Raw genomic sequence first — 19,703 nt, forward strand, 5'->3', positions numbered from 1 at the left:
AGTTATGGCCAAGACCGGTACCACCACCACGCAGGACCTGCGGTCCGCGATCGAGCGCAGCGGCTACTACCCGGCGCTGGTGTCCGAGGCGGTCGAGTCCGCGGTGGGCCCCGAGCCGATCACCTCCTACCTGGTGCACCAGGAGACCACCTTCGACGCCAACGAGGTGCGCCGGCACGTCACCGTGCTGGTGCTGACCTCGTCCCGGTTCGTGGTCAGCCACACCGACGAGCAGAACGGCGACGCGGGCAACCCGGTGCCGTACGCGACCACCTCCACCGAGACGGTCCGGCTGGACCGGATCAACTCGGTGGTGGTCAGCCGCATGGTCGCCAACCCCGAGACGTACACGCCCGGCACGCTGCCGCGCGAGGTCGTGCTGACCATCGGCTGGGGGGCGGTGCAGCGCCTCGACCTGGAGCCGGCCGGCTGTTCGGACCCGAACTGTGAGGCGGACCACGGCTACACCGGTTCCGCGACCGCGGACGACCTGTCGCTGCGGGTCAGCGAGGCGGGGGACGGCCCGGAGACGGTCGGCCAGGCTCTGGTGTTCGCGCGCGCGCTGTCCGAGGCGACCGTCAGCACCCGGGGCTGAGGTCCGCCAGCGAATGCCGCACCTCGACTACGACGCCTTCGAGATCCTCGACCCCTCCGACGCACCCGTCCCGGCCTACGGGAGCGGGTCGCTGGCCGACCTGCTGCCGGCCGTGGCGGTCGGCCTCGGCCTGCCCGGCTTCCGGAGCGGGCTGGTGCTGGAGCCCGCCGACCGGGTCTGCGTGTTCCTGGTCGACGGGATGGGCTGGGAGCTGATCCGGCGCCACCCGGAGTACGCCCCCTTCCTGACCTCCCTGATGGCCGGCGCCAATCCGATCACCGCGGGCTTCCCGTCCACCACGGCGACCTCGCTGGCCTCGGTCGGCACCGGCACGCCGCCGGGGCTGCACGGGCTGGCCGGCTACACGGTGGCCGTCCCGGGCACCGGGTACCTGATGAACCAGCTGCGCTGGCAGCCGCCGGTGGATCCGGTGAGCTGGCAGCCCTACCCGACCGTCTTCGAGCAGGTCCACCGGGCCGGGGTGGCGACCAGTCAGGTCTCCTCGCCGCTGTTCGCGCAGACCCCGCTGACCCGGGTGGCGCTGTCCGGCGGCTCCTTCCTCGGCCGGACCACCGGCGAGGAGCGGATGGACGAGGCGGCCCGCTGGATGGCCGACCACGACCGGGCACTGGTCTACACCTACGTGAGCGAACTGGACGGCGCCGGGCACCGCTTCGGGGTGGACTCGGACGAGTGGCGGATGATGCTGAACACGGTCGACCGGCTGGCGCGCCGGCTGGCCGAACAGCTTCCGCCGCGGTCCGCGCTGTACGTCACCGCGGACCACGGCATGATCGACATCGCTCCCGAGGACCGGGTCGACTTCGACGAGGACTGGGAACTGAGCGCCGGCGTCGCCCTGCTGGGCGGCGAGGGCCGGGCCCGGCACGTGTACGCGGTGCCCGGGGCGGCCAACGACGTGTTCACCGTCTGGAGCGAGGTGCTCGGCGACCGGATGTGGGTCGCCGACCGGGAGCGGGCGATAGCCGAGGGCTGGTTCGGCCCGGTGGTGGACGACCGGGTGTACCACCGGATCGGTGACGTGGTGGCCGCCGCCCGGGACGACATCGCGGTGATCGCCTCCCGCAGGGAGCCCGGCGAGTCCTCGATGATCGGCCTGCACGGCTCGATGACCCCGGTCGAGCAGCTGGTGCCGCTGCTCGAAGTCCGCACCTGACCCGGCAATCTCACTGAAAGGCCCACGCTCCACCCATGGCTGAACTGGTGTTCTTCTCGGGCACGATGGACTGCGGCAAGTCGACGCTCGCGCTGCAGATGGACCACAACCACGCGGCGCGCGGGCGCAAGGGCATCATCTTCACCCGCCACGACCGGGCCGGTGCCGCGACCATCTCCAGCCGCCTCGGCCTGCGGACCGAGGCGGTCGAGGTGACCGACGACTTCGACTTCCAGGCGCACGTCGTCCACCTGCTCTCCGCCGGCGGCAAGGTGGACTACCTGATCTGCGACGAGGCCCAGTTCTTCTCCACCGACCAGATCGACCAGCTGGCCCGGGTGGTCGACGAACTCTGCATCGACGTCTACACCTTCGGCATCACCACCGACTTCCGGACCAGGCTCTTCCCCGGCTCCCAGCGGCTGATCGAGCTCGCCGACCGGGTCGAGGTGCTCCAGGTCGAGGCCCTGTGCTGGTGCGGTGCCCGCGCCACCCACAACGCCCGTACCGTCGGCGGCGTGATGGTCGTCGAGGGGGCGCAGGTGGTGGTCGGCGACGTCGCCGTGAACGAGGACGAGATCGGCTACGAGGTGCTCTGCCGCCGCCACCACCGCCGGCGCCTGACCGCCGCGACCTCCCGGGCGGCGGTGCTCTCCCCGGACGTCCTGCCCTTCGAGGAGCAGGCCCGCTGAGGAGCGGGCCCGCCGGGGAACGGGCCCACGGGGAACGTCAGACCGCCCCCGACGCCGTCCGGCCGGGACCGGCCACCGCGAAGCGTCCGCCCTGCGGGTCGGCCAGCCGGGCCACCCGCCCGTCCGGGGTGTCGTACGGTCCCGCCCTCAGCACCCCGCCCAGGGCGAGCGCCCGGTGGACCGCCAGGTCGGTGTCGGCCACCGCGAAGTGCACCCGCCAGTGCGGGGGCCCGCCGGCCGGGGCGCCGTCGTGCGGGGTGCCGTCGGGCTGGGTCCCGGTCGCCACCGGCCGTCCCAGCACCGCCCGGTAGAACGCGGCCGCGCCCGCCTCGTCGGCGGTGACCAGCTCGTTCCAGGCGGGCTCGCCGGGCCGGTCGGCCCGCTCCCGGCCCGCCGCCCTCCGGTCGGGCTCCCGTCCGCTCCGCCCGGCCGCCTCCCAAATGCCGAAGACCGCACCCGACAGGTCGGCGGCGATCGCCGTCCGCCCGATCCGGTCGACCGTCAGCGGGCCGACGGCCACCGTGCCGCCGCACTCCCGGATCCGCTGGGCGGCCAGGTCGGCGCTGTCCACCGTGAAGTACGTGGTCCAACAGGCGGGTTGCGCCCTCCCTGGCGGGGCCGCACCGAGCGCGGCGACCTCCGTGCCGTGCACGGCCGCCCGGACGCAGCCGCCGGCCCGGGCCGAGTCGGGCTCGAACTCCCAACCCAGCAGGGAGCCGTAGAACGCCCGGGCGCCGTCGGGGTCACCGGTCGTCAGACTCACCCAGCAGGGTGTGCCCTGTGCGAGCCGTACCTGCACCGCCGTCATCGGGTCTCCTCACCGGCCGGCCGACGTGTCCAGGCCGCATCGTCGCACCGCGGCCCGCCCGGAGCCCGGCGACCGACCGCGGGGCCGGGCAAAGACCGTACAAAGAGCTGAGCCGTCGGGCGACAATGTCCGCATGACGGCTACTCCCCACCCGCTGATCCAGGCCGCCGAGCTGCACTCCGCACTCGCCGCGGCCACCCCGCCGGTCCTGCTGGACGTCCGCTGGCAGCTCGGCGGCCCGCCCGGCGTCGACGAGTACGCGGCCGGGCACCTGCCCGGCGCGCACTACCTCGACCTGGACGTCGAGTTGGCCGCGCCGCCCGGCACGGCCGGCCGCCATCCGCTGCCCGATCCCGGGGTGTTCGGCGCGGCGCTGCGGCGGGCCGGGGTGCGGGCCGGGCGGCCGGTGGTCGTCTACGACGCGGGCCCGGCGACCTCGGCGGCCCGGGCCTGGTGGCTGCTGCGCTGGGCCGGCCACCGGGACGTCCGGGTGCTGGACGGCGGGCTGGCCGCCTGGCGCGCGGCGGGACTGCCCGAGAGCACCGACGTCCCGGCCGACGGGGACGGCGACTTCGAGCCGGTGCCCGGGCAGCTGCCGACCCTGGACGCGGCCGGCGCGGCCGAGCTGGCCCGTACGGGGCTGTTGCTGGACGCCCGGGCGGGGGAGCGCTACCGCGGCGAGGTCGAGCCGGTCGACCCGAGGGCCGGGCACATCCCCGGCGCGGTGTCCGCCCCGACCACCGAGAACCTGACGGCCGACGGCCGCTTCCGGTCGGCGGCCGAACTGGCGGCCCGCTTCGGTGCGCTGGGCGTCGAGGACCGCGAGGTGGGCGTCTACTGCGGCTCGGGGGTCACGGCCGCCCACGAACTGCTGGCCCTGGCGGTCGCGGGCCGGGACGGCGCGGCCCTGTACCCCGGCTCGTGGAGCGAGTGGTCGGGCGACCCGCGCAACCCGGCGGCCACCGGCGCCCTGCCGGGCTGACGCCCGGGCCCGCGCAGCACGACGGAACGGGCGGCGGCACCCTCCGGGGAGGGGGCCGCCGCCCGTTCCGTCGTGCTCAGTCCTGCTTCTTGCGCCGGCTGCCGAAGACGATCTCGTCCCAGCTGGGCACGGTGGCCCGGCGGCCCGGACGGACGCCGTCCGCCTCGGCCTGACGGTCCGTCGTACCGACCAGGCGGTCCCGGTGCGGGGCGACCGAACGGGGCATCAGGATGTCCGCGTACGCCGAACCGGCGCCGATGCTGGCCGCGGGCGCGGCCGGCTCCTCCACGACCTCGGGCTCCTCGGCCACGGCGGGCTCGGGGGCCGGGCCGATCGCGAGATCGCCGCGGAAGGCGGGCACCACGTCCAGCAGGCTGGTCAGCGAGTCCCGTGCCTCGGCGGTCGCCTCCCTGGGCTCGCGCGCCTCCCGGACCTCGCGGACCTCCCGGGACGACATGATCCGGTCGGCCGACGGCCGCTCGATCATCGGCCGGGCCGGACGGTCCTGGGGGAGCCGGGCGATCCGCGGGATGAACGGGAAGACCGAGTCCTCCTCGCGGTCGACGTTCTCGCCGATCAGCGCGCGGGCCTCGTCGTCGTTCGGCTGCACCAGCCGGCGCGGCGGGTCGTACGTCCAGCTGGCGCTGCGGCCCTCACCGTCGGAGCGGTACGCGAGGATGACCTCCCACGTGCCGTCGTCCCGGCGCCAGGAGTCCCACCGCTCGGTGTCCTTCTCGGCGCCGCGCAGCGCGAGCCGCTCGGCCACGGCCTCGCCGAGCTGCGGGCCGGTGGACTCGCCGTGCCGGCGGATCGCGGTCTTGCGGGCGCGCTCGGCCATGAAGGCGCGCTCGGCCAACACCGGACCCTCGAAGCGGCGGACCCGGTCGACGGAGATGCCGGCGGCCTGGGCGACCTCCTCGGCGGAGGCACCGGCTCGTATCCGCGCCTGGATGTCACGGGGGCGGAGGTGGCTCTCGACCTCGATCTCGATCTGGCCGAGCCGCGGGCGGTCACCCCGGACGGCGGCGCGCAGCCGCTCGTCGATCGGGAGGGTGTACTCCGTGCTGTCGGCAGCCTTGAGCACCAGCCGTGTGCCGTCGTTGCTGACGGCCACGACGCGCAGTTCGGGCACGGTTACCTCCCGGGTGGTGCCTGCCGACGTCACCTGCGTCGCTGCTCCCGTACTGAGTGTGGCCTGCCCGCTGGCGAGTGGCCACAACCTTGCAGAGTTACCCGGCGTGTCGGGCTTTCGCCCGGGCGCGCCGCTGTGGCACGGTTGCCTGTTTGCCACGTCGCCGGTCGACGTTGCGCCCGGGCGTTCCGATCGTCTTCCGACGGTCAGCCGACTGATTGACCGAAGGCTCAGGCTCCACGAACAGTACTCCATTCGTGGCATCGACAGGGGCGGCTCGCCGCTCAAGTCTCCCGCGAATCACCGGAATCTCAAGAGCCCGCACTCCAATGGCAGACCCTCGATCACGCAGTGGTGATCATCTTCACATATATCGACTTCAGGGAGTCGGATTTTCGCCCCATGTGTCCTTGTCTGTGCAAGATGGGCTGACTTGTTCGAAATCGTGACGCGCCGACCGAGGGATGTTGATGCCGCAGCAGAGGGAGTGGTCCGCGCCGCAGGCGGAGGCCGCGGCCGCGGACGGGACGAGCGGGAAGGGCCGCGGGCGGCTGGACCTGAGCGTGGCCCAGGTCGCCGCGAGCGCCCTGGCCACGGTGGTCGGTGCGGTCCTCGCCTCCGAACTCGGGGTGTACGGCACGATCATCGGTGCCGCCGTGGTGAGTGTCGGGGCCACCGTCGGCAGCGCCTTCTTCCAGCACCTCTTCCGGCGCACCGGCGAGCAGCTGCGCGGCGCGGTGGACCGCGGACCGGGCGCCACCGTCAACTCTCTGCGCCAGGTGCCGGACCCGGGCTCGGCACCGGTGGCGACCGGGGAGTGGAACGAGCCGCGGCTGGTCCGGGCCCGCCGCCGGTGGACCTGGCGCACCTACGCGGCGGTGTCCGCGCTGGTGTTCGGTCTGGCGATGGTGCCGATCCTGGCGGTGGAGGTGGTGGCGGGCGAGCCGGTGAGCAGTCTGACCGGCGGGGACTCGCGGACCGGGACCTCGCTCACCCCCGGCCGCGGCGAGCCGGTGCGGCCGGCCCCGGCCGAGGGCTCCCCCGGCGGCACCGGGCCGGCGGCCGTGCCGTCCGGGTCGGCGAGCGCCTCGCCGGGCGGGGGAGCGGGCTCTTCGGACAGTCCGTCGGCCGGGCCGTCCCGGACGCCGTCGGGGAGCCCGTCGGGTGCCTCCCCGAGCGGCACCCCGTCGCACGGCTCGACGGCGGGCCCGTCGGACCCCTCCGGCGAGCCGTCCTCCCCGGCCGCCGCGCCGAGCGGCTCGCCCTCCCCCTGACGGGTCAGGCGCCGAGCACCCGGCGCAGGTAGTCGTTGGCGAACAGCCGGCCCGGGTCGACCTTGTCGCGCAGCGCCGTGAAGTCGCCGAAGCGCGGGTAGACCGAGGCCAGGTACTCGGCGTCCCGGGTGTGCAGCTTGCCCCAGTGCGGGCGGCCCGCGTGGGCGGCCATCAGCTTCTCCACCTCGGTGAAGTAGCCCTGCTCGGGGCTGCCGCGGTAGAGGTGGACGGCGATGTAGACGCTGTCGCGCCCGTGGGCGGTGGAGAGCCAGAGGTCGTCCGCGGGCGCGGTGCGGACCTCCACGGGGAAGCTGATCCGCCAGTCCGAGCGCTCCACCAGCACCTTGAGCTCGCGCAGCACCGTGTCGGCCGCCTCGCGCGGGACGGCGTACTCCATCTCGGTGAAGCGCACCTTGCGGGGGCTGGTGAACACCCGGTACGCGGTGTCGGTGAAGGTGCGCTCCGACCAGGCGCGGCTGGCGAGCTGAGCGATCGTCGGAATGGTGCCGGGGAACCGGCGGCCCACCCGGCAGGCGCACTCCCAGACGGTGTTGGAGAGGAAGTCGTCGTCCAGCCAGGCCTTGAACCCGGGCAGCGGGGCGGCCGGGCCCTGGCTGCGGTTGTTGCGCTTGGTGCTGCACCGGTCGGTGTGCGGGAACCAGTAGAACTCGAAGTGCTCGTTGACGGCGGTCAGGTCGTCGAAGCGCTCCAGCACCTCGTCGAAGGCCATCGGCTGCTCGTGGGCGGTGAGCAGGAAGGCGGGCTCGACGCCGAGGGTGACGGCGCTGATCACGCCCAGCGCACCGAGACCGAGCCGGGCGCCCTGGAAGAGCTCCGCGTTCTCGGTCGGCGAGCACTGCTGGACGGAACCGTCGGCGAGCACGATCTCCACGGCCCGGATCTGCGCGGCGAGCGAGCCGGAGTCGCGGCCGGTGCCGTGGGTGCCGGTGCTGGTGGCACCGGCCACGGTCTGGACCTCGATGTCGCCCATGTTGGTGAGCGAGAGGCCGGCCGTCGTCAGCAGCCGGTTGAGCCGGTGCAGCGGGAGGCCGGACTCGACCGTGACGGTGCCCGCCTCGTGGTCGATGCCGCGGACGGCGGTGAGCCCGTCCGGCCGGACCAGCACCCCGTCCCCGGCGGCGGCGATCGCGGTGAAGGAGTGGCCCGAGCCGACCGCCTTGACCGTGCGGCCGTCCTCGGCGGCCCGGCGGACCACCTCGCCCAGCTCCTGCGCACTGGCCGGGGCGACCACCCGGCTGGGCCGGGCGCTCTGGTTGCCGGCCCAGTTGCGCCAGCCGGCGGTGGCGGTGCTCTGGGGCATGCGGAGGCCTCCTGCTGACGTACTACCAGTGGGTAGTGTGAGCGTAGTCACTCCTTCCCCACCGGTAAATGGGCACCGGCCGGGCCGTCCGGGGCTCAGCCGTGCAGCGAGCTCTCGGCCGTCGCCGGCTCGTCGGTGTCCAGCCCGCCGCGCAGCCGGGCCATCCCGGCCAGGGCCACCAGCACGCCGAACCCGCCGGCGGCCACCGGGACCCAGTAGCCGGCCGCGGCGCCGGCCGCGTCCACCATCCAGCCGGCCGCGGCGGAGCCGAGCGCCACGCCGGTGGCCAGGCCGGTGGTCGTCCAGGTCATCCCCTCGGTCAGCTGCGCGGCCGGGACCAGCCGTTCCACCAGGGCCATCGCGGTGATCAGGGTGGGGGAGATGGACAGCCCGGCCAGGAACAGCGCCCCGCCGATGCCGACCAGCCCGGCCGTCCCGCGCAGGCTCTCGGCGACCACCAGCAGCGGCACCATGCTGGCCGCCATCAGCGCGACGCCGGCCAGGAACCGGGCCGGCATCGACCCCTTCAGCCGCAGCGTCCCGAAGACCACCCCGGCCACGCAGGAGCCCAGCGCGTAGACCGCGAGCACCAGGCTGGACGCGGAGGTGTGCCCCTGCGCCTCGGCGAAGGCCACGGTCACCACCTCGACCGAGCCGAAGATCGCACCGGTGGCCACGAAGGTCAGCACCAGCACCTGCAGGCCCGCCGAGGTGATCGCCGAGCTCCCGCTGTGGTGGGCCTCCGGGTGCACCGGCGGCTCGGTACGGCGCTGCGCGGTGAACAGCAGCACCCCGACGCCCAGGAACACCCCGGCCAGCAGCACGCCGGCCTCCGGGAACACCGAGGTCGCGAGCCCGATCGACAGGATCGGGCCGACGATGAAGCAGATCTCGTCCACCACGGCCTCGAACGAGTACGCGGTGTGCAGCTTGGGCGGCTCGGCGCTGTACAGGTTCGCCCAGCGGGCCCGGACCATCGAGCCGGTGCTGGGCATCACCCCCATCCCGGCGGCGCACACGAAGAGCGTCCAGGCCGGCGCGTCGAACCGGGCGCAGAGCAGCAGCGCCACCGCCGCCACCAGGGTGAGCCCGGTGGCCGGCAGCGCCACCCGGCGCTGCCCGTACCGGTCCACCAGCCGCGAGACCTGCGGGCCGAGCACCGCCGCGGCCAGCGCCAGCACCGCCGAGACGGCGCCCGCCAGGCCGTACGAGCCGCGCAGCTGGGCGAGCATCGTGACGATGCCGATCCCCGTCATGGAGATCGGCAGCCGGGCGACGAAGCCGCTGGAGGAGAAGGCCAGGCTGCCGGGGGCGGCGAAGATCTGGCGGTAACTGGACAGCACGGGGGCTCCGCTAGGTGGGGTAAGGAACACGAGTCTGAAAGACAGCTTACGAACTTCGGCAACGGATATTTCCCGGACGGCCCCGCGAGCGGCCTGCCGCCCGCCGCGTGCCGCCGGGTGGGAGGATCGGTGCCATGTCCGACTCGCCCACCGTCACCGACCCCGCGCCGTACGACGCGCTGCTGCTCCTCTCCTTCGGAGGCCCCGAGGGCCCCGAGGACGTGGTGCCGTTCCTGGAGAACGTCACCCGCGGCCGAGGCATCCCCAAGGAGCGCCTGGCCGAGGTCGGCAAGCACTACTTCCTGTTCGGCGGCGTCAGCCCGATCAACGAGCAGAACCGCGACCTGCTCGCCGCGCTCCGCAAGGACTTCGCCGAGCACGGCCTCGACCTCCCGGTCTACTGGGGCAACCGGAACTGGGCCCCCTACCTGGTCGACACCCTGCGCGAGCTGGCCGCGGACGGACACCGCCGGGTGCTCACGCTGGCCACCAGCGCCTACGCGGGCTACTCGGGCTGCCGCCAATACCGGGAGAACCTGGCCGACGCGCTGGCGCAGCTGGCCGCCGAGGGGCTGCCCGAGCTGCGGGTCGACAAGCTGCGGCACTTCTACAACCACCCCGGCTTCGTCGACCCGATGGTCGACGCCGTGCTGGCCGCGCTCGCCGAGCTCCCGGCCGCGGTCCGCGACCGGGCCCGGCTCGCCTTCACCACGCACTCCATCCCGGACACCATGGCGGAGAGCTCCGGCGCCCCCGACGACCCGGCCCGGGGCAGGCCCGGCGGCGCCTACGTGGCCCAGCACCTGGAGGTCGCCCGGCTGGTGGCCGACGCGGTCGCCGGGGCCACCGGCGTCGCCGGGCGCCCGTGGGAGCTGGTCTTCCAGAGCCGCAGCGGCGCCCCGCACACCCCGTGGCTGGAGCCGGACATCTGCGACCACCTGGAGGCCCAGCACGCGGACGGCGCGGCGGCCGTCGTGATGGTGCCGATCGGGTTCGTCTCGGACCACATGGAGGTCAGGTACGACCTCGACACCGAGGCGACGGCCCGGGCGGCGGAGCTCGGCCTGCCGGTCGCCAGGGCGGCCACGGTCGGGGCCGACCCCCGGTTCACCGCGGCCGTCCGCGACCTGGTGCTGGAGCGCGCGGCGGTGGAACGCGGAGCGAGGGTGGAGCGTTGCGCTCTCGGCGCGCTGGGCGCGAGCCACGACGTGTGCGCCGTCGCCTGCTGCCCCAACCCGCGTGCACCCCGGCCCGCGGTCGCCCAGCTCTGATCCGCCGGCCCGGACTCCCGCGGCCGCCCCGGCGTCCGGTCCGTCCCCGCCAGACCACTCCCCCAGGAGGAACCAGCGTGTCCCCCAGCCCCGACCTGCTCGCCGAACTGCTGGAGCTGGCCAAGGAGGCCGCGATCCGCGCCGGCGCCCTGCTGCGGGACGGCCGCCCGGCCGACCTCGGCGTCGCCGCGACCAAGAGCAGCCCGGTCGACGTGGTCACCGAGATGGACCTCGCCTCCGAGAAGCTGATCCTGGAGCTGATCGGCGAACGCCGCCCCGCGGACGGCTACCTCGGCGAGGAGGGTGCGGACCGGCCCGGAAGCAGCGGAGTGCGCTGGGTCGTGGACCCGCTCGACGGCACCGTGAACTACCTGTACGGCCTGCCCAACTGGGCGGTCAGCGTGGCCGCGGAGCTGGACGGCCGGGCGGTGGTCGGCGTGGTCTACGTGCCGGCCCGGGGCGAGCTGTTCCACGCGGTGCTCGGTGGCGGGGCGTTCCTGGACGGCCGGGCCGTCACCTGCCGCCCGGCGCCGCCCTGGGGGCAGGCCCTGGTCAGCACCGGTTTCAACTACGTGCAGGCGGTCCGGGTCCGCCAGGCGGAGGTGCTGCTCCACCTGATGCCGGAGTTCCGGGACATCCGGCGCGGCGGCGCGGCTGCGGTCGACCTCTGCGACCTCGCCGCGGGCCGGGTCGACGGGTACTTCGAGCGGGGCCTGGCGCCCTGGGACCGGGCGGCCGGTGTGCTGATCGCCCGGGAGGCGGGCGCGCTGGCCGGAGGCCGCCCCGGGCAGGAGCCCGGCGGCGACCTCACGGTGGCCGCCCCGCCCGGCCTGTTCGAGCAGTTGCAGGGGCGGCTGGACGAGATCGGCGCCTGGCGCGACTGAGCGGGCCGCTCCCCGCACGGTGAGCGGCCGGGCGAGGAACGGGTCCGTGGGAAAGGGAAGGGCCCTGGCACAGTGGCTGTGCCAGGGCTCGCGTTTCGGTGGGCGGCCCCCTGTGAGCGGGGCGGTACTGCGCTTACTGCGGTGCTGCGGTGGTCACGCTGCTGGTGCGGCTACCGGGCTGAGTCAGGCGGCGGTGCGGTGCATCTCGTGCACCGCGTCGACCCCGTGCTCGGCGGCCAGTCTGCGCAGGTCCTCCAGCTCGGACTGCTCGACCTCGGCCAGGAACTCGTCCCCGGACTCGAGTGCGCGGTGGAGATCCTGCTCCGCATTCCTTATGCGCTGCAGGATTCCGTCGGTGAAGGCGTCCATACGGGCCCCCTTGCTGTGTCGGACGGGCACGGTCCGCATGTTCCCCGGCCGACGGATCAAGATCGACGGATGCGCCTGTCCGGCGGGTGTTCCCCGGTCGGGCGCGGGTGCCGGACTGTGGCGGCTACCGTGACACTGATCCCCTGGCCGGTGCGGATGAACACGCGGCGGGTGGGTGCGACCCGCGCAATGGCGGCATCGCGGGTGTGAGCTTGTCCTCCCCACCCCCTCGCCCGGGAAACCTCATCGGGCCGAGAAAGTTGCCCGCGTCACAGTCCAATCGGAGCAGCCGTCCCCGGATCCGCCCGCCGACCGGCCCCGACGGGAGGCGCCGCAGACCGCTCCCACCCGTCCTACCGGGTCTTACCGCGGCTTTAGCCGGGAACCAGGCAGGATGGGCAGCACCGTCGGAGTCGTCCGCCAGTCCCGAGGCCGCGCGCGGCCCCGCGGCCCGGCGACCCCGCGCCCGGCGCACAACGGCCCGCACGGGCAGGCACGGTGGGGCCGCACCAGCAGAAGGGACCACCACCGTGCGGGTACTCGTCGTGGAGGACGAGCAACTCCTCGCCGAAGCCGTCGCGACCGGCCTGCGCCGCGAGGCGATGGCCGTCGACGTCGTCTACGACGGAGAGGCCGCGCTCCAGCGCATCGCCGTCAACGACTACGACGTGGTCGTCCTGGACCGCGACCTCCCCCTCGTGCACGGCGACGACGTCTGCCGCCGGGTGGTCGAGCAGGGACTCGCCACCCGCGTGATCATGCTGACCGCCTCCGGCGACATCAGCGACCGGGTGGAGGGCCTGGAGATCGGCGCCGACGACTACCTCCCCAAGCCGTTCGCCTTCAGCGAACTCGTCGCCCGGGTACGCGCCCTGGGCCGCCGGGCCACCGTCCCGCTGCCGCCCGTCCTGGAGCGCGCCGGCATCAGCGTCGACCCCGGACGCCGCGAGGTGATCCGCGAGGGCCGCACCGTCCAGCTCGCCCCCAAGGAGTTCGCCGTCCTGGAGGTCCTGATGCGGGCCGGCGGCGCCGTCGTCTCGGCCGAACAGCTGCTGGAGAAGGCCTGGGACGAGCACACCGACCCGTTCACCAACGTCGTCCGGGTCACCGTCATGACCCTGCGCCGCAAGCTCGGCGACCCACCGGTCATCGTCACCGTGCCCGGCTCCGGCTACCGGATCTGAGCCGCCCGCCCCCGGATCGGGCCCCCGCCCCATTTGCCCCACACCCGCAGCCCCGAGAGGAACGCCATGAACACCCCGCCCCCCGTCGGCGGGGCCCCCGGCACGCCCACCGGCGGCCCGGGCCCGATCCCGCCACGCCCGGCCCGCCCCCCGGAGGGCGCCGACGCGTCCGAGCACCGGCGGGAGACCCCCGCCTACCGCCCGGGCGACGGCCTGTTCGCCTGGCTGGCCCTGCGGCCGACCATCCGGATCAGGCTCACCCTGCTCTACGGCGGCATGTTCCTGATGGCCGGCGTGGTCCTGCTGCTGCTGATGTACTACTTCGTCCGGCAGTCCTTCCAGGACGCCTCGCTGCCCGACTTCAAGATCGACCCGGGCGTGGCCATCCGGCTCCCCGACGGCAGCCTGGTCTCCGCGAACGACTTCAACCGCCAGCTCCACCTCTTCCAGGCCACCGAGTCCGACCGGGCGCTCAACACCCTGCTCCGCAAGGCCCTCACCGCGCTGGTCTGCCTGGCCGTGATCGCCTTCGCCGCCGGCTACGCGATGGCCGGCCGGGTCCTGCGCCCGCTCGGCCGGATCACCCGCACCGCCCGCGAGGTGGCCGGCTCCGACCTGCACCGGCGGATCCAGCTGGACGGCCCCGACGACGAGCTCAAGGAGCTCGCCGACACCTTCGACGACATGCTGCAGCGCCTCGACCGCGCCTTCGACTCCCAACGCCGCTTCGTCGCCAACGCCTCGCACGAGCTGAGAACCCCGCTCGCGATCAACCGCACCCTGCTGGAGGTCCAGCTCTCCGACCCGGCGTCCTCGCCCGACCTCCAGCAGCTCGGCAAGACCCTGCTGGCCACCAACGAACGCAGCGAGCAACTGGTCGAGGGCCTGCTGCTGCTCGCCCGCAGCGACAACGAGCTCACCGACCGCCGCCCCGTCGAGCTCTCCGAGGTCGCCCAGCGCGCCCTGGAGCAGATCCGCCCCGAGGCCGCCACCCGCGAGGTCGTGCTGCGCCCGGAGCTGGCACCGGTCACCGTCTCGGGCAACGGCGTCCTGCTGGAGCGGATCGCGCTCAACCTGCTGCAGAACGCCGTCCGCTACAACCTCGCCGACGGCTGGGTGGAGATCTCCACCGCCGCCACCCCGGACGGCGGGGGAGAGCTGGTGGTCGCCAACACCGGCCCGGTGGTGCCCGGGTACGAGCTGGAGCACATCTTCGAGCCGTTCCGCCGGGTCAAGGGGGCCGACCGGACCAGGAGCGACAAGGGCGTGGGCCTCGGCCTGTCCATCGTCCGCTCGGTCGTACGGGCCCACGGGGGCGCCATCGAGGCCTCCTCCCGGCCCGGGGGCGGCCTGACCATCCGGGTCCGCATCCCCGGCTGACCGCCGGGCCCCACAGACCCCTTCGGAGCACCCCCGCAGAGCCGTCCGGCCGCCCGACCGGCGGCCCACCAGCACCGCAGTCGCCGGTCCGTGCGCGGACCGTGCCCGCCGCCCCTGCCCGCCGTGTCGGATTGACATAAGGCCTGGCAGGGGCGGCTTGTCTTTTCGCGCCGGGACAACTTACGGTGTCGTAACCTACGCAGCCGTAAGTGAGTCGATCCTGAGCGGCTCCGCCGGCGTCCCCGCCGGCCGGATCGACCCGGCCGCCACCTCGTCCGCCCCGGGAGAACCGTCGTGACCATCGCCCCCGTGCAGCGCACCACCACGTCCGCCTGGACCGACGCACGGCTGATCCTCGCTCTCGAAGAGGTCGTCGAGACCGAGCTCAACCGGCACCTCAAGGTCGCCAAGGAGTGGATGCCGCACGAGTTCGTGCCGTGGAGCCAGGGGCGGGACTTCGACGGTGTGCTCGGCGGCGAGGCCTGGTCGCTCGACCAGTCCAACGTCACGCCGCTGGCCCGGATCTCGCTGGTGGTCAACCTGCTGACCGAGGACAACCTCCCCAGCTACCACCACGAGATCGCCACCATGTTCGGCCGCGAGGGCGCCTGGGGCACCTGGGTGCACCGCTGGACGGCCGAGGAGGGCCGCCACGGCATAGCCATCCGCGACTACCTGCTCGCCACCCGGGCGGTCGACCCGGTGGAGCTGGAGCGGGCGCGCATGGCGCACATGGGCGAGGGCTTCAGCTCGGACAACGCGCACAGCATGCTGCACTCGGTCGCCTACGTGGCCTTCCAGGAGCTGGCCACCCGGATCGCCCACCGCAACACCGGGCACCACTCCGGCGACCCGCTCTGCGACCAGCTGCTGGCGAAGATCGCCAACGACGAGAACCTGCACATGGTCTTCTACCGGAACCTGCTGCGGGCCGCCCTGGAGATCGCCCCCGACCAGGCCATGCGGGCCATCGCCGACGTGGTGATCAACTTCCGGATGCCCGGCCACGGCATGCCCGGCTTCGAGCGCTCCGCGGCCCAGATCGCCATCGGCGGCGTCTACAACCTCCGGATCCACCACGACGACGTCCTGCAGCCCGTGCTGCGCCACCTGAAGGTCATGGAGGTCGGCGGCCTGGCCCCCGAGGGCCTGCAGGCCCAGCAGGAGCTGGGGCTGTTCCTGGACGGGCTGAACGCCCAGGCCACCAAGTTCGACGAGCGCCAGGCCGCCCTGCTCGCCCGCCGCGCCGCCAACGCCGCCAGGCGCTGACCCGCCGGACCCCCGCCCGCTGCGGCCGGGTCCGGCTCGGTCCGGCTCGGTCCGGCGGGTCCGGCCCGGCGTGCGCGGACCGGTCCGGGCGGGATCCGCGGCTGTTCCGAATGTCAGGGTTTCGGCGAGAAAATCCCCGGTGTGTCGCAACTCACATCGGGCGTTCGGGTGCGGCCGGGCGCTCTCGCAGGGTGATTACTCGTTCGAGTGAAGCCGTTGCTCAGGGTCACCGCTCCGAACGGGCCGAGATTTGTCGACCTGTCGTCAAGTCCCTTTTCCCGCAGGCCGGTTGAAGGCCGTCCGGCTCTCCGGTGGCTACCGGTGGTGACGACCGGGGCGGGGTGCGGCGGCGGATCCGGTATCGCACGGTGACGCCGTCCGGAATGTGTTCGATCACCCCAACGGGCCCGGTCTTGGGTGTCGATTGAGTAACAGGGCTTGAAGTAAGGCACAATCTCGGCCTCGGGTCGGGCACAAGACCGACCCCCCAAGCGTTACGTGCGCTGGAGATACCGCACACACCCAAAGGGGGAGAGCGAAAATGGCAACGGACTACGACACCCCGCGCAAGACCGATGACGACCTCAACGAGGACAGCATCGAGGAGCTCAAGGCGCGGCGGAACGAGAAGGCGACCAGCACGGTCGACATCGACGAGTTCGACGCGGCGGAGGGTCTGGAGCTTCCGGGCGCGGACCTTTCGAACGAGGAGCTCTCCGTCCGGGTGCTTCCGCGCCAGGCCGACGAGTTCACCTGCATGAGCTGCTTCCTTGTGCACCACCGCAGCCAGCTGTACAGCGAGAAGAACGGCCAGCCGATCTGCCGGGACTGCGGCGCCTGAACGCGACGCGGCCATGGCCCGGGCAGACCCCCCACGGTCCGCCCGGTACGCCGCCCCGACCGGCCCTGGAAAGCGGGGTCGGAGGCAGCACCAGCCGCCGCCGTGCGCGGTGGCACCCGGTAGGCACGTCCTGCCGTGACCGGCGCACCACCGGAGAACGGGACGGTCCCGCAGCGATGCGGAGCCGTCCCTCCTCCATGTCCGGGCCGGTCCGCCGGCGGGCGGCGGGGCCCCGTCCTAGCGGTCCACCCCGGAGTGCTCGGCGTCGGCGGCCGGTCCGTCGCCGCCCGGTCCGCCGTGGTCCGTGCCGACCCGGGCCGCCTCGATCGCCGCCGCCAGCCGCTGGGGCGAGCGGGTCGACAGGTAGACGTACGGCGTCGGGTCGTCCGGGTCGCAGATCTCGACCCGCAGTGCCGTCGGCACGTAGCTGCGCAGCAGCATGAAGGCGCGCGGGTCCGCCTTGACCGACCGCCAGGCGAGGGCCTCGGCGCGGTCCAGCGGCTGCGCCGCCCCGAGGGCGGTCACCGGGATCCGCGCCTGTCCGGCCACCAGCGAGCCCTGCACCACGCGGATCCGGGCGGAGCCGTAACCGCTCACCGCGGCCGCCATGGCGACGATGCCGACCACCAGCCCGGCCAGGGCGCCCACGGCGCTGAACCGGAGCAGGATCAGTGCGAGCGAGATTCCGGCCGCGACGGGGAGCAGCCACCAGGAGCGCGGGACGGTGAGGCGTTCGTCGTACATGTCTCCATTGTGTGCGCCCGGTCGGCGGGGCCGGGACGCCGCCCCCGTGAGGCCCGGCCTCCGCGTGGCCCCGAGACTGTGACACAACTGGTGTAACACTCCCTCCCCAACGCTTGCTACTGGCAGGTAGGGTCGCGCTGTGACCGGACCCATCGCCTCGCCGCCCATGCCGCGGGACGCGGAGAAGCCCATGGCGGGCCCCGCGTTCCTCACCCCCACCACCCCGCCCGCGGACGCCGTCATGCCGGAGCGCGCCCCCGGGGCGCCCGCGCCCGGCGCCCTGCTCGGCTCGCACTACGACCACTGCTTCGGATGCGGGCCGCAGCACCCGGCCGGCCTGCGGCTCGTCGCGGTGGCGGGCGAGGGCCTGGAGGTCACGTCGGAGTTCACGGTCGGCGCCGGACACCAGGGCGCGCCTGGGCTCGCGCACGGCGGGCTGCTGATGACCGCCCTGGACGAGACCGTCGGGACGTTGAGCTGGCTGCTCAACGCCCCCGCCGTGACGGGCCGGCTGGAGACGGACTTCGTCCGGCCGGTGCCGGTCGACTCGGTGCTGCACATCCACGCCTGGGTGACGGGCGTGCACGGTCGGAAGATCTACAGCGCGGCCGAGGGACGCATCGGCGGCCCCGACGGGCCGGTCGCCGTGCGGGCCCAGGCGCTCTTCATCCAGGTGAAGCTGGAACACTTCACCACGCACGGTCGTCCCGAGGACATCAAGAAGACCCTGGACGACCCCGACCTGTTCAAGCGCGCCCGAGCCTTCGAGGTGAACCCGTGAGCACCACCCAGCGTCCGCCGGTGGACATCCTGATCAACCGGATCGACCCGGAGCTGCCGCTGCCCGCCTACGAGCACCCCGGTGACGCCGGGGCCGACCTGCGCACCACGGTCGACGCGGAGCTCGGCCCGGGCGAGCGCGCGGTGCTGCCCACCGGCATCGCCATTGCGCTACCGGACGGCTACGCGGCGTTCGTGCACCCGCGGTCGGGACTGGCAGCTCGTTGCGGCGTTGCACTGGTGAACGCCCCGGGGACGGTCGATGCCGGGTACCGTGGTGAGATCAAGGTGATCGTCGTCAATCTGGACCCGCGCGAGGGGGTCAGCTTCCGCCGAGGGGACCGCATCGCCCAGCTGGTCATCCAGCAGGTCGAGAAGGCGCGTTTCCACGAGGTGGCCGAGCTGCCGGGGTCGGCACGCGCCGCGGGTGGGTTCGGGTCGACCGGTGGCCACACCGCGGTCTAGCATGCCCGCGGTCTCGCAGTAGCCGAGCAGGTATTCGCTTCGGACCTGGATCCGTCCGGGCCGGGAAGGACAGTGACCGTGTTCCGTCGTCGCCACAAGAGCGAGGACGCTGTCGAGCAGCTCGCCGAGGACGCCAACAGCGCCGACGAGACGGCCGATGACGTCGAGGACTTCGCCGAGAGCGAGAACGACGCCGAGCAGGACCCGGCCGACCGGGTCGGTCTGCCGCCGGCGCCCCGTCCGGACGGTCCCTGGGACGTCTCCGAACTGGAGAACCCCGAAGAGGGCCGTGTCGACCTGGGTGGCCTGCTGGTCCCCGGGGTCGAGGGAATGGAACTCCGGGTGGAGGTGGCCGGGGACGCGATCGTCGCCGCCACGCTCGTGCTCGGCAACAGTGCGATCCAGCTGCAGGCCTTCGCCGCTCCCAAGTCCGAGGGCATCTGGAGCGAGGTTCGCGAGGAGATCGCCAACGGCATCACCGCCCAGGGCGGCCTCATCGAGGAGGAGGAGGGCACGCTGGGCTGGCACCTGCGCGCCCAGGTCCCCGTACAGCTGCCGGACGGCACCCAGGGCGTCCAGCTGGTCCGCTTCGTGGGCTGCGACGGACCGCGCTGGTTCCTGCGCGGTGTGATCTCCGGTCAGGCCGCAGTGCAGCCGGAGATGGCCGGCATCCTGGAGCAGGTCTTCCAGCAGACGGTCGTCGTGCGCGGCGAGACGCCGATGGCGCCGCGCGACCCGATCGTTCTGAAACTCCCCGAGGACGCCCAGATGGTCGCCGACGGCGGTCCCGGCACCAGTGGGGAGGAGGGCGGGAGCCGGTACGGCAGCGCCCCCCTCGACCCCTTCGCGCGAGGCCCGGAGATCACCGAGGTCCGCTGAGCACCAGCCCCGTCGCCCCCGCCGGCTCGACCGGCGGGGGCGATTTGCTCGGGAGGGGCCGGGCCCCGTACAGTTCCGGAGTCGCACCGCGAGGGGCGGCCGAAGCACAGCAGATGAATGAAACTCCGGAAATCGGAGCGAAAAGCCTCTGATAAGCTGGAAACACGAAAAACCGGCGAGTCGGGTGAGTGAAACTCCGGAAAACGGAGCGGAAAACATCTGGTAAGCTGGGAAACACGAACGAAGCGCCCGGAGGGCCCGCTGGAAGGCGGTCCGAAGGAAGTGTCCGTTCCTTGAGAACTCAACAGCGTGC

General features: G+C 73.5%; 20 protein-coding genes. 14 read left to right on the forward strand and 6 right to left on the reverse strand.

Features of this window, described 5'->3' with window-relative positions:
* The first annotated feature begins 4 nt into the window (after positions 1-4).
* From ACIOFR_RS22545 to ACIOFR_RS22555, 3 genes are read left to right on the forward strand one after another with little or no spacing between them, the layout of a single operon-like run.
* The gene (locus tag ACIOFR_RS22545; protein ID WP_400999968.1) at positions 5-595 is read left to right on the forward strand and encodes a DUF5998 family protein; all 591 of its coding nucleotides are present in this window, start codon (positions 5-7) and stop codon (positions 593-595) included.
* A 13-nt stretch (positions 596-608) separates the two neighbouring features.
* The gene (locus ACIOFR_RS22550) at positions 609-1,772 is read left to right on the forward strand and encodes an alkaline phosphatase family protein (protein ID WP_400999970.1); all 1,164 of its coding nucleotides are present in this window, start codon (positions 609-611) and stop codon (positions 1,770-1,772) included.
* A gap of 35 nt (positions 1,773-1,807) precedes the next feature.
* Positions 1,808-2,464 carry a thymidine kinase gene (locus ACIOFR_RS22555; RefSeq protein WP_400999972.1) on the forward strand — a complete coding sequence of 219 codons (657 nt, stop codon included), beginning with the start codon at positions 1,808-1,810 and terminating at the stop codon, positions 2,462-2,464.
* Positions 2,465-2,501: 37 nt separating this feature from the next.
* Here ACIOFR_RS22555 and ACIOFR_RS22560 read toward each other — a convergent pair whose 3' ends face one another.
* The gene (locus tag ACIOFR_RS22560) at positions 2,502-3,272 is read right to left on the reverse strand and encodes a VOC family protein (protein WP_400999974.1); all 771 of its coding nucleotides are present in this window, start codon (positions 3,270-3,272) and stop codon (positions 2,502-2,504) included.
* Positions 3,273-3,405: 133 nt separating this feature from the next.
* Between ACIOFR_RS22560 and ACIOFR_RS22565 the strand changes: the two genes are divergently transcribed.
* Positions 3,406-4,254: a sulfurtransferase gene (locus ACIOFR_RS22565; protein WP_400999976.1), complete on the forward strand. Its 849-nt coding sequence runs from the start codon at positions 3,406-3,408 to the stop codon at positions 4,252-4,254.
* A 76-nt stretch (positions 4,255-4,330) separates the two neighbouring features.
* On the opposite strand, the gene sepH is transcribed toward ACIOFR_RS22565, so the two are convergent.
* Positions 4,331-5,419 carry a septation protein SepH gene (sepH, locus tag ACIOFR_RS22570; protein ID WP_400999978.1) on the reverse strand — a complete coding sequence of 363 codons (1,089 nt, stop codon included), beginning with the start codon at positions 5,417-5,419 and terminating at the stop codon, positions 4,331-4,333.
* A gap of 437 nt (positions 5,420-5,856) precedes the next feature.
* Here sepH and ACIOFR_RS22575 point away from each other — a divergent pair, with 437 nt between their 5' ends.
* On the forward strand, positions 5,857-6,660 hold the full coding sequence (locus ACIOFR_RS22575; protein ID WP_400999980.1) for a hypothetical protein: 804 nt from the start codon (positions 5,857-5,859) through the stop codon (positions 6,658-6,660).
* A gap of 4 nt (positions 6,661-6,664) precedes the next feature.
* Here ACIOFR_RS22575 and ACIOFR_RS22580 read toward each other — a convergent pair whose 3' ends face one another.
* Positions 6,665-7,981 (reverse strand): D-arabinono-1,4-lactone oxidase, encoded by a 1,317-nt coding sequence (locus tag ACIOFR_RS22580; RefSeq protein ID WP_400999982.1) that lies wholly within the window; start codon positions 7,979-7,981, stop codon positions 6,665-6,667.
* 95 nt (positions 7,982-8,076) lie between these two features.
* The gene (locus ACIOFR_RS22585; RefSeq protein WP_400999984.1) at positions 8,077-9,324 is read right to left on the reverse strand and encodes an MFS transporter; all 1,248 of its coding nucleotides are present in this window, start codon (positions 9,322-9,324) and stop codon (positions 8,077-8,079) included.
* 134 nt (positions 9,325-9,458) lie between these two features.
* Between ACIOFR_RS22585 and ACIOFR_RS22590 the strand changes: the two genes are divergently transcribed.
* Entirely contained in the window at positions 9,459-10,595 is a 1,137-nt protein-coding gene (locus ACIOFR_RS22590) for a ferrochelatase (RefSeq protein WP_400999986.1), read from the forward strand.
* Between the two features lie 77 nt (positions 10,596-10,672).
* Positions 10,673-11,479, forward strand: a complete 807-nt coding sequence (locus ACIOFR_RS22595; RefSeq protein WP_400999988.1) for an inositol monophosphatase family protein — start codon at positions 10,673-10,675, stop codon at positions 11,477-11,479.
* A 183-nt stretch (positions 11,480-11,662) separates the two neighbouring features.
* Here the strand turns inward: ACIOFR_RS22595 and ACIOFR_RS22600 are convergent, their stop codons facing one another.
* Positions 11,663-11,848, reverse strand: a complete 186-nt coding sequence (locus ACIOFR_RS22600; protein WP_371499669.1) for a hypothetical protein — start codon at positions 11,846-11,848, stop codon at positions 11,663-11,665.
* Positions 11,849-12,378: 530 nt separating this feature from the next.
* Here ACIOFR_RS22600 and ACIOFR_RS22605 point away from each other — a divergent pair.
* From ACIOFR_RS22605 to ACIOFR_RS22620, 4 genes are all read left to right on the forward strand, one after another.
* Positions 12,379-13,032, forward strand: coding sequence for a response regulator transcription factor (locus tag ACIOFR_RS22605; RefSeq protein WP_400999990.1), 654 nt, complete (start codon positions 12,379-12,381; stop codon positions 13,030-13,032).
* A gap of 66 nt (positions 13,033-13,098) precedes the next feature.
* A complete protein-coding gene (locus tag ACIOFR_RS22610) occupies positions 13,099-14,412 on the forward strand; it encodes a sensor histidine kinase (protein ID WP_400999992.1) in 1,314 nt (437 codons plus the stop codon).
* A 294-nt stretch (positions 14,413-14,706) separates the two neighbouring features.
* Positions 14,707-15,681: an acyl-ACP desaturase gene (locus tag ACIOFR_RS22615; RefSeq protein WP_400999994.1), complete on the forward strand. Its 975-nt coding sequence runs from the start codon at positions 14,707-14,709 to the stop codon at positions 15,679-15,681.
* Positions 15,682-16,222: 541 nt separating this feature from the next.
* Positions 16,223-16,522 carry a DUF4193 domain-containing protein gene (locus ACIOFR_RS22620; protein ID WP_033817777.1) on the forward strand — a complete coding sequence of 100 codons (300 nt, stop codon included), beginning with the start codon at positions 16,223-16,225 and terminating at the stop codon, positions 16,520-16,522.
* Positions 16,523-16,759: 237 nt separating this feature from the next.
* Here ACIOFR_RS22620 and ACIOFR_RS22625 read toward each other — a convergent pair whose 3' ends face one another.
* On the reverse strand, positions 16,760-17,266 hold the full coding sequence (locus ACIOFR_RS22625) for a DUF3093 domain-containing protein (protein WP_400999996.1): 507 nt from the start codon (positions 17,264-17,266) through the stop codon (positions 16,760-16,762).
* 190 nt (positions 17,267-17,456) lie between these two features.
* Between ACIOFR_RS22625 and ACIOFR_RS22630 the strand changes: the two genes are divergently transcribed.
* From ACIOFR_RS22630 to ACIOFR_RS22640, 3 genes are all read left to right on the forward strand, one after another.
* A complete protein-coding gene (locus tag ACIOFR_RS22630; protein ID WP_401000012.1) occupies positions 17,457-18,047 on the forward strand; it encodes a PaaI family thioesterase in 591 nt (196 codons plus the stop codon).
* Positions 18,044-18,511, forward strand: a complete 468-nt coding sequence (gene dut / locus ACIOFR_RS22635; protein ID WP_400999998.1) for a dUTP diphosphatase — start codon at positions 18,044-18,046, stop codon at positions 18,509-18,511. The genes ACIOFR_RS22630 and dut overlap by 4 nt, the downstream gene beginning before the upstream one ends.
* Positions 18,512-18,589: 78 nt before the next feature.
* Positions 18,590-19,390: a DUF3710 domain-containing protein gene (locus tag ACIOFR_RS22640; protein WP_401000000.1), complete on the forward strand. Its 801-nt coding sequence runs from the start codon at positions 18,590-18,592 to the stop codon at positions 19,388-19,390.
* Positions 19,391-19,703: the final 313 nt, after the last annotated feature.

It is taken from the genome of Kitasatospora sp. NPDC088346 (assembly GCF_044740765.1).
GTDB lineage: Bacteria > Actinomycetota > Actinomycetes > Streptomycetales > Streptomycetaceae > Kitasatospora.

Coding starts and splice junctions, on each gene's coding strand:
- ACIOFR_RS22545 (WP_400999968.1), top strand. CDS start 5: ATGGCCAAGACCGGTACCACCACCACGCAGGACCTGCGGTCCGCGATC.
- ACIOFR_RS22550 (WP_400999970.1), top strand. CDS start 609: ATGCCGCACCTCGACTACGACGCCTTCGAGATCCTCGACCCCTCCGAC.
- ACIOFR_RS22555 (WP_400999972.1), top strand. CDS start 1,808: ATGGCTGAACTGGTGTTCTTCTCGGGCACGATGGACTGCGGCAAGTCG.
- ACIOFR_RS22560 (WP_400999974.1), bottom strand. CDS start 3,272: ATGACGGCGGTGCAGGTACGGCTCGCACAGGGCACACCCTGCTGGGTG.
- ACIOFR_RS22565 (WP_400999976.1), top strand. CDS start 3,406: ATGACGGCTACTCCCCACCCGCTGATCCAGGCCGCCGAGCTGCACTCC.
- ACIOFR_RS22575 (WP_400999980.1), top strand. CDS start 5,857: ATGCCGCAGCAGAGGGAGTGGTCCGCGCCGCAGGCGGAGGCCGCGGCC.
- ACIOFR_RS22580 (WP_400999982.1), bottom strand. CDS start 7,981: ATGCCCCAGAGCACCGCCACCGCCGGCTGGCGCAACTGGGCCGGCAAC.
- ACIOFR_RS22590 (WP_400999986.1), top strand. CDS start 9,459: ATGTCCGACTCGCCCACCGTCACCGACCCCGCGCCGTACGACGCGCTG.
- ACIOFR_RS22600 (WP_371499669.1), bottom strand. CDS start 11,848: ATGGACGCCTTCACCGACGGAATCCTGCAGCGCATAAGGAATGCGGAG.
- ACIOFR_RS22610 (WP_400999992.1), top strand. CDS start 13,099: ATGAACACCCCGCCCCCCGTCGGCGGGGCCCCCGGCACGCCCACCGGC.
- ACIOFR_RS22620 (WP_033817777.1), top strand. CDS start 16,223: ATGGCAACGGACTACGACACCCCGCGCAAGACCGATGACGACCTCAAC.
- ACIOFR_RS22625 (WP_400999996.1), bottom strand. CDS start 17,266: ATGTACGACGAACGCCTCACCGTCCCGCGCTCCTGGTGGCTGCTCCCC.
- ACIOFR_RS22630 (WP_401000012.1), top strand. CDS start 17,457: ATGGCGGGCCCCGCGTTCCTCACCCCCACCACCCCGCCCGCGGACGCC.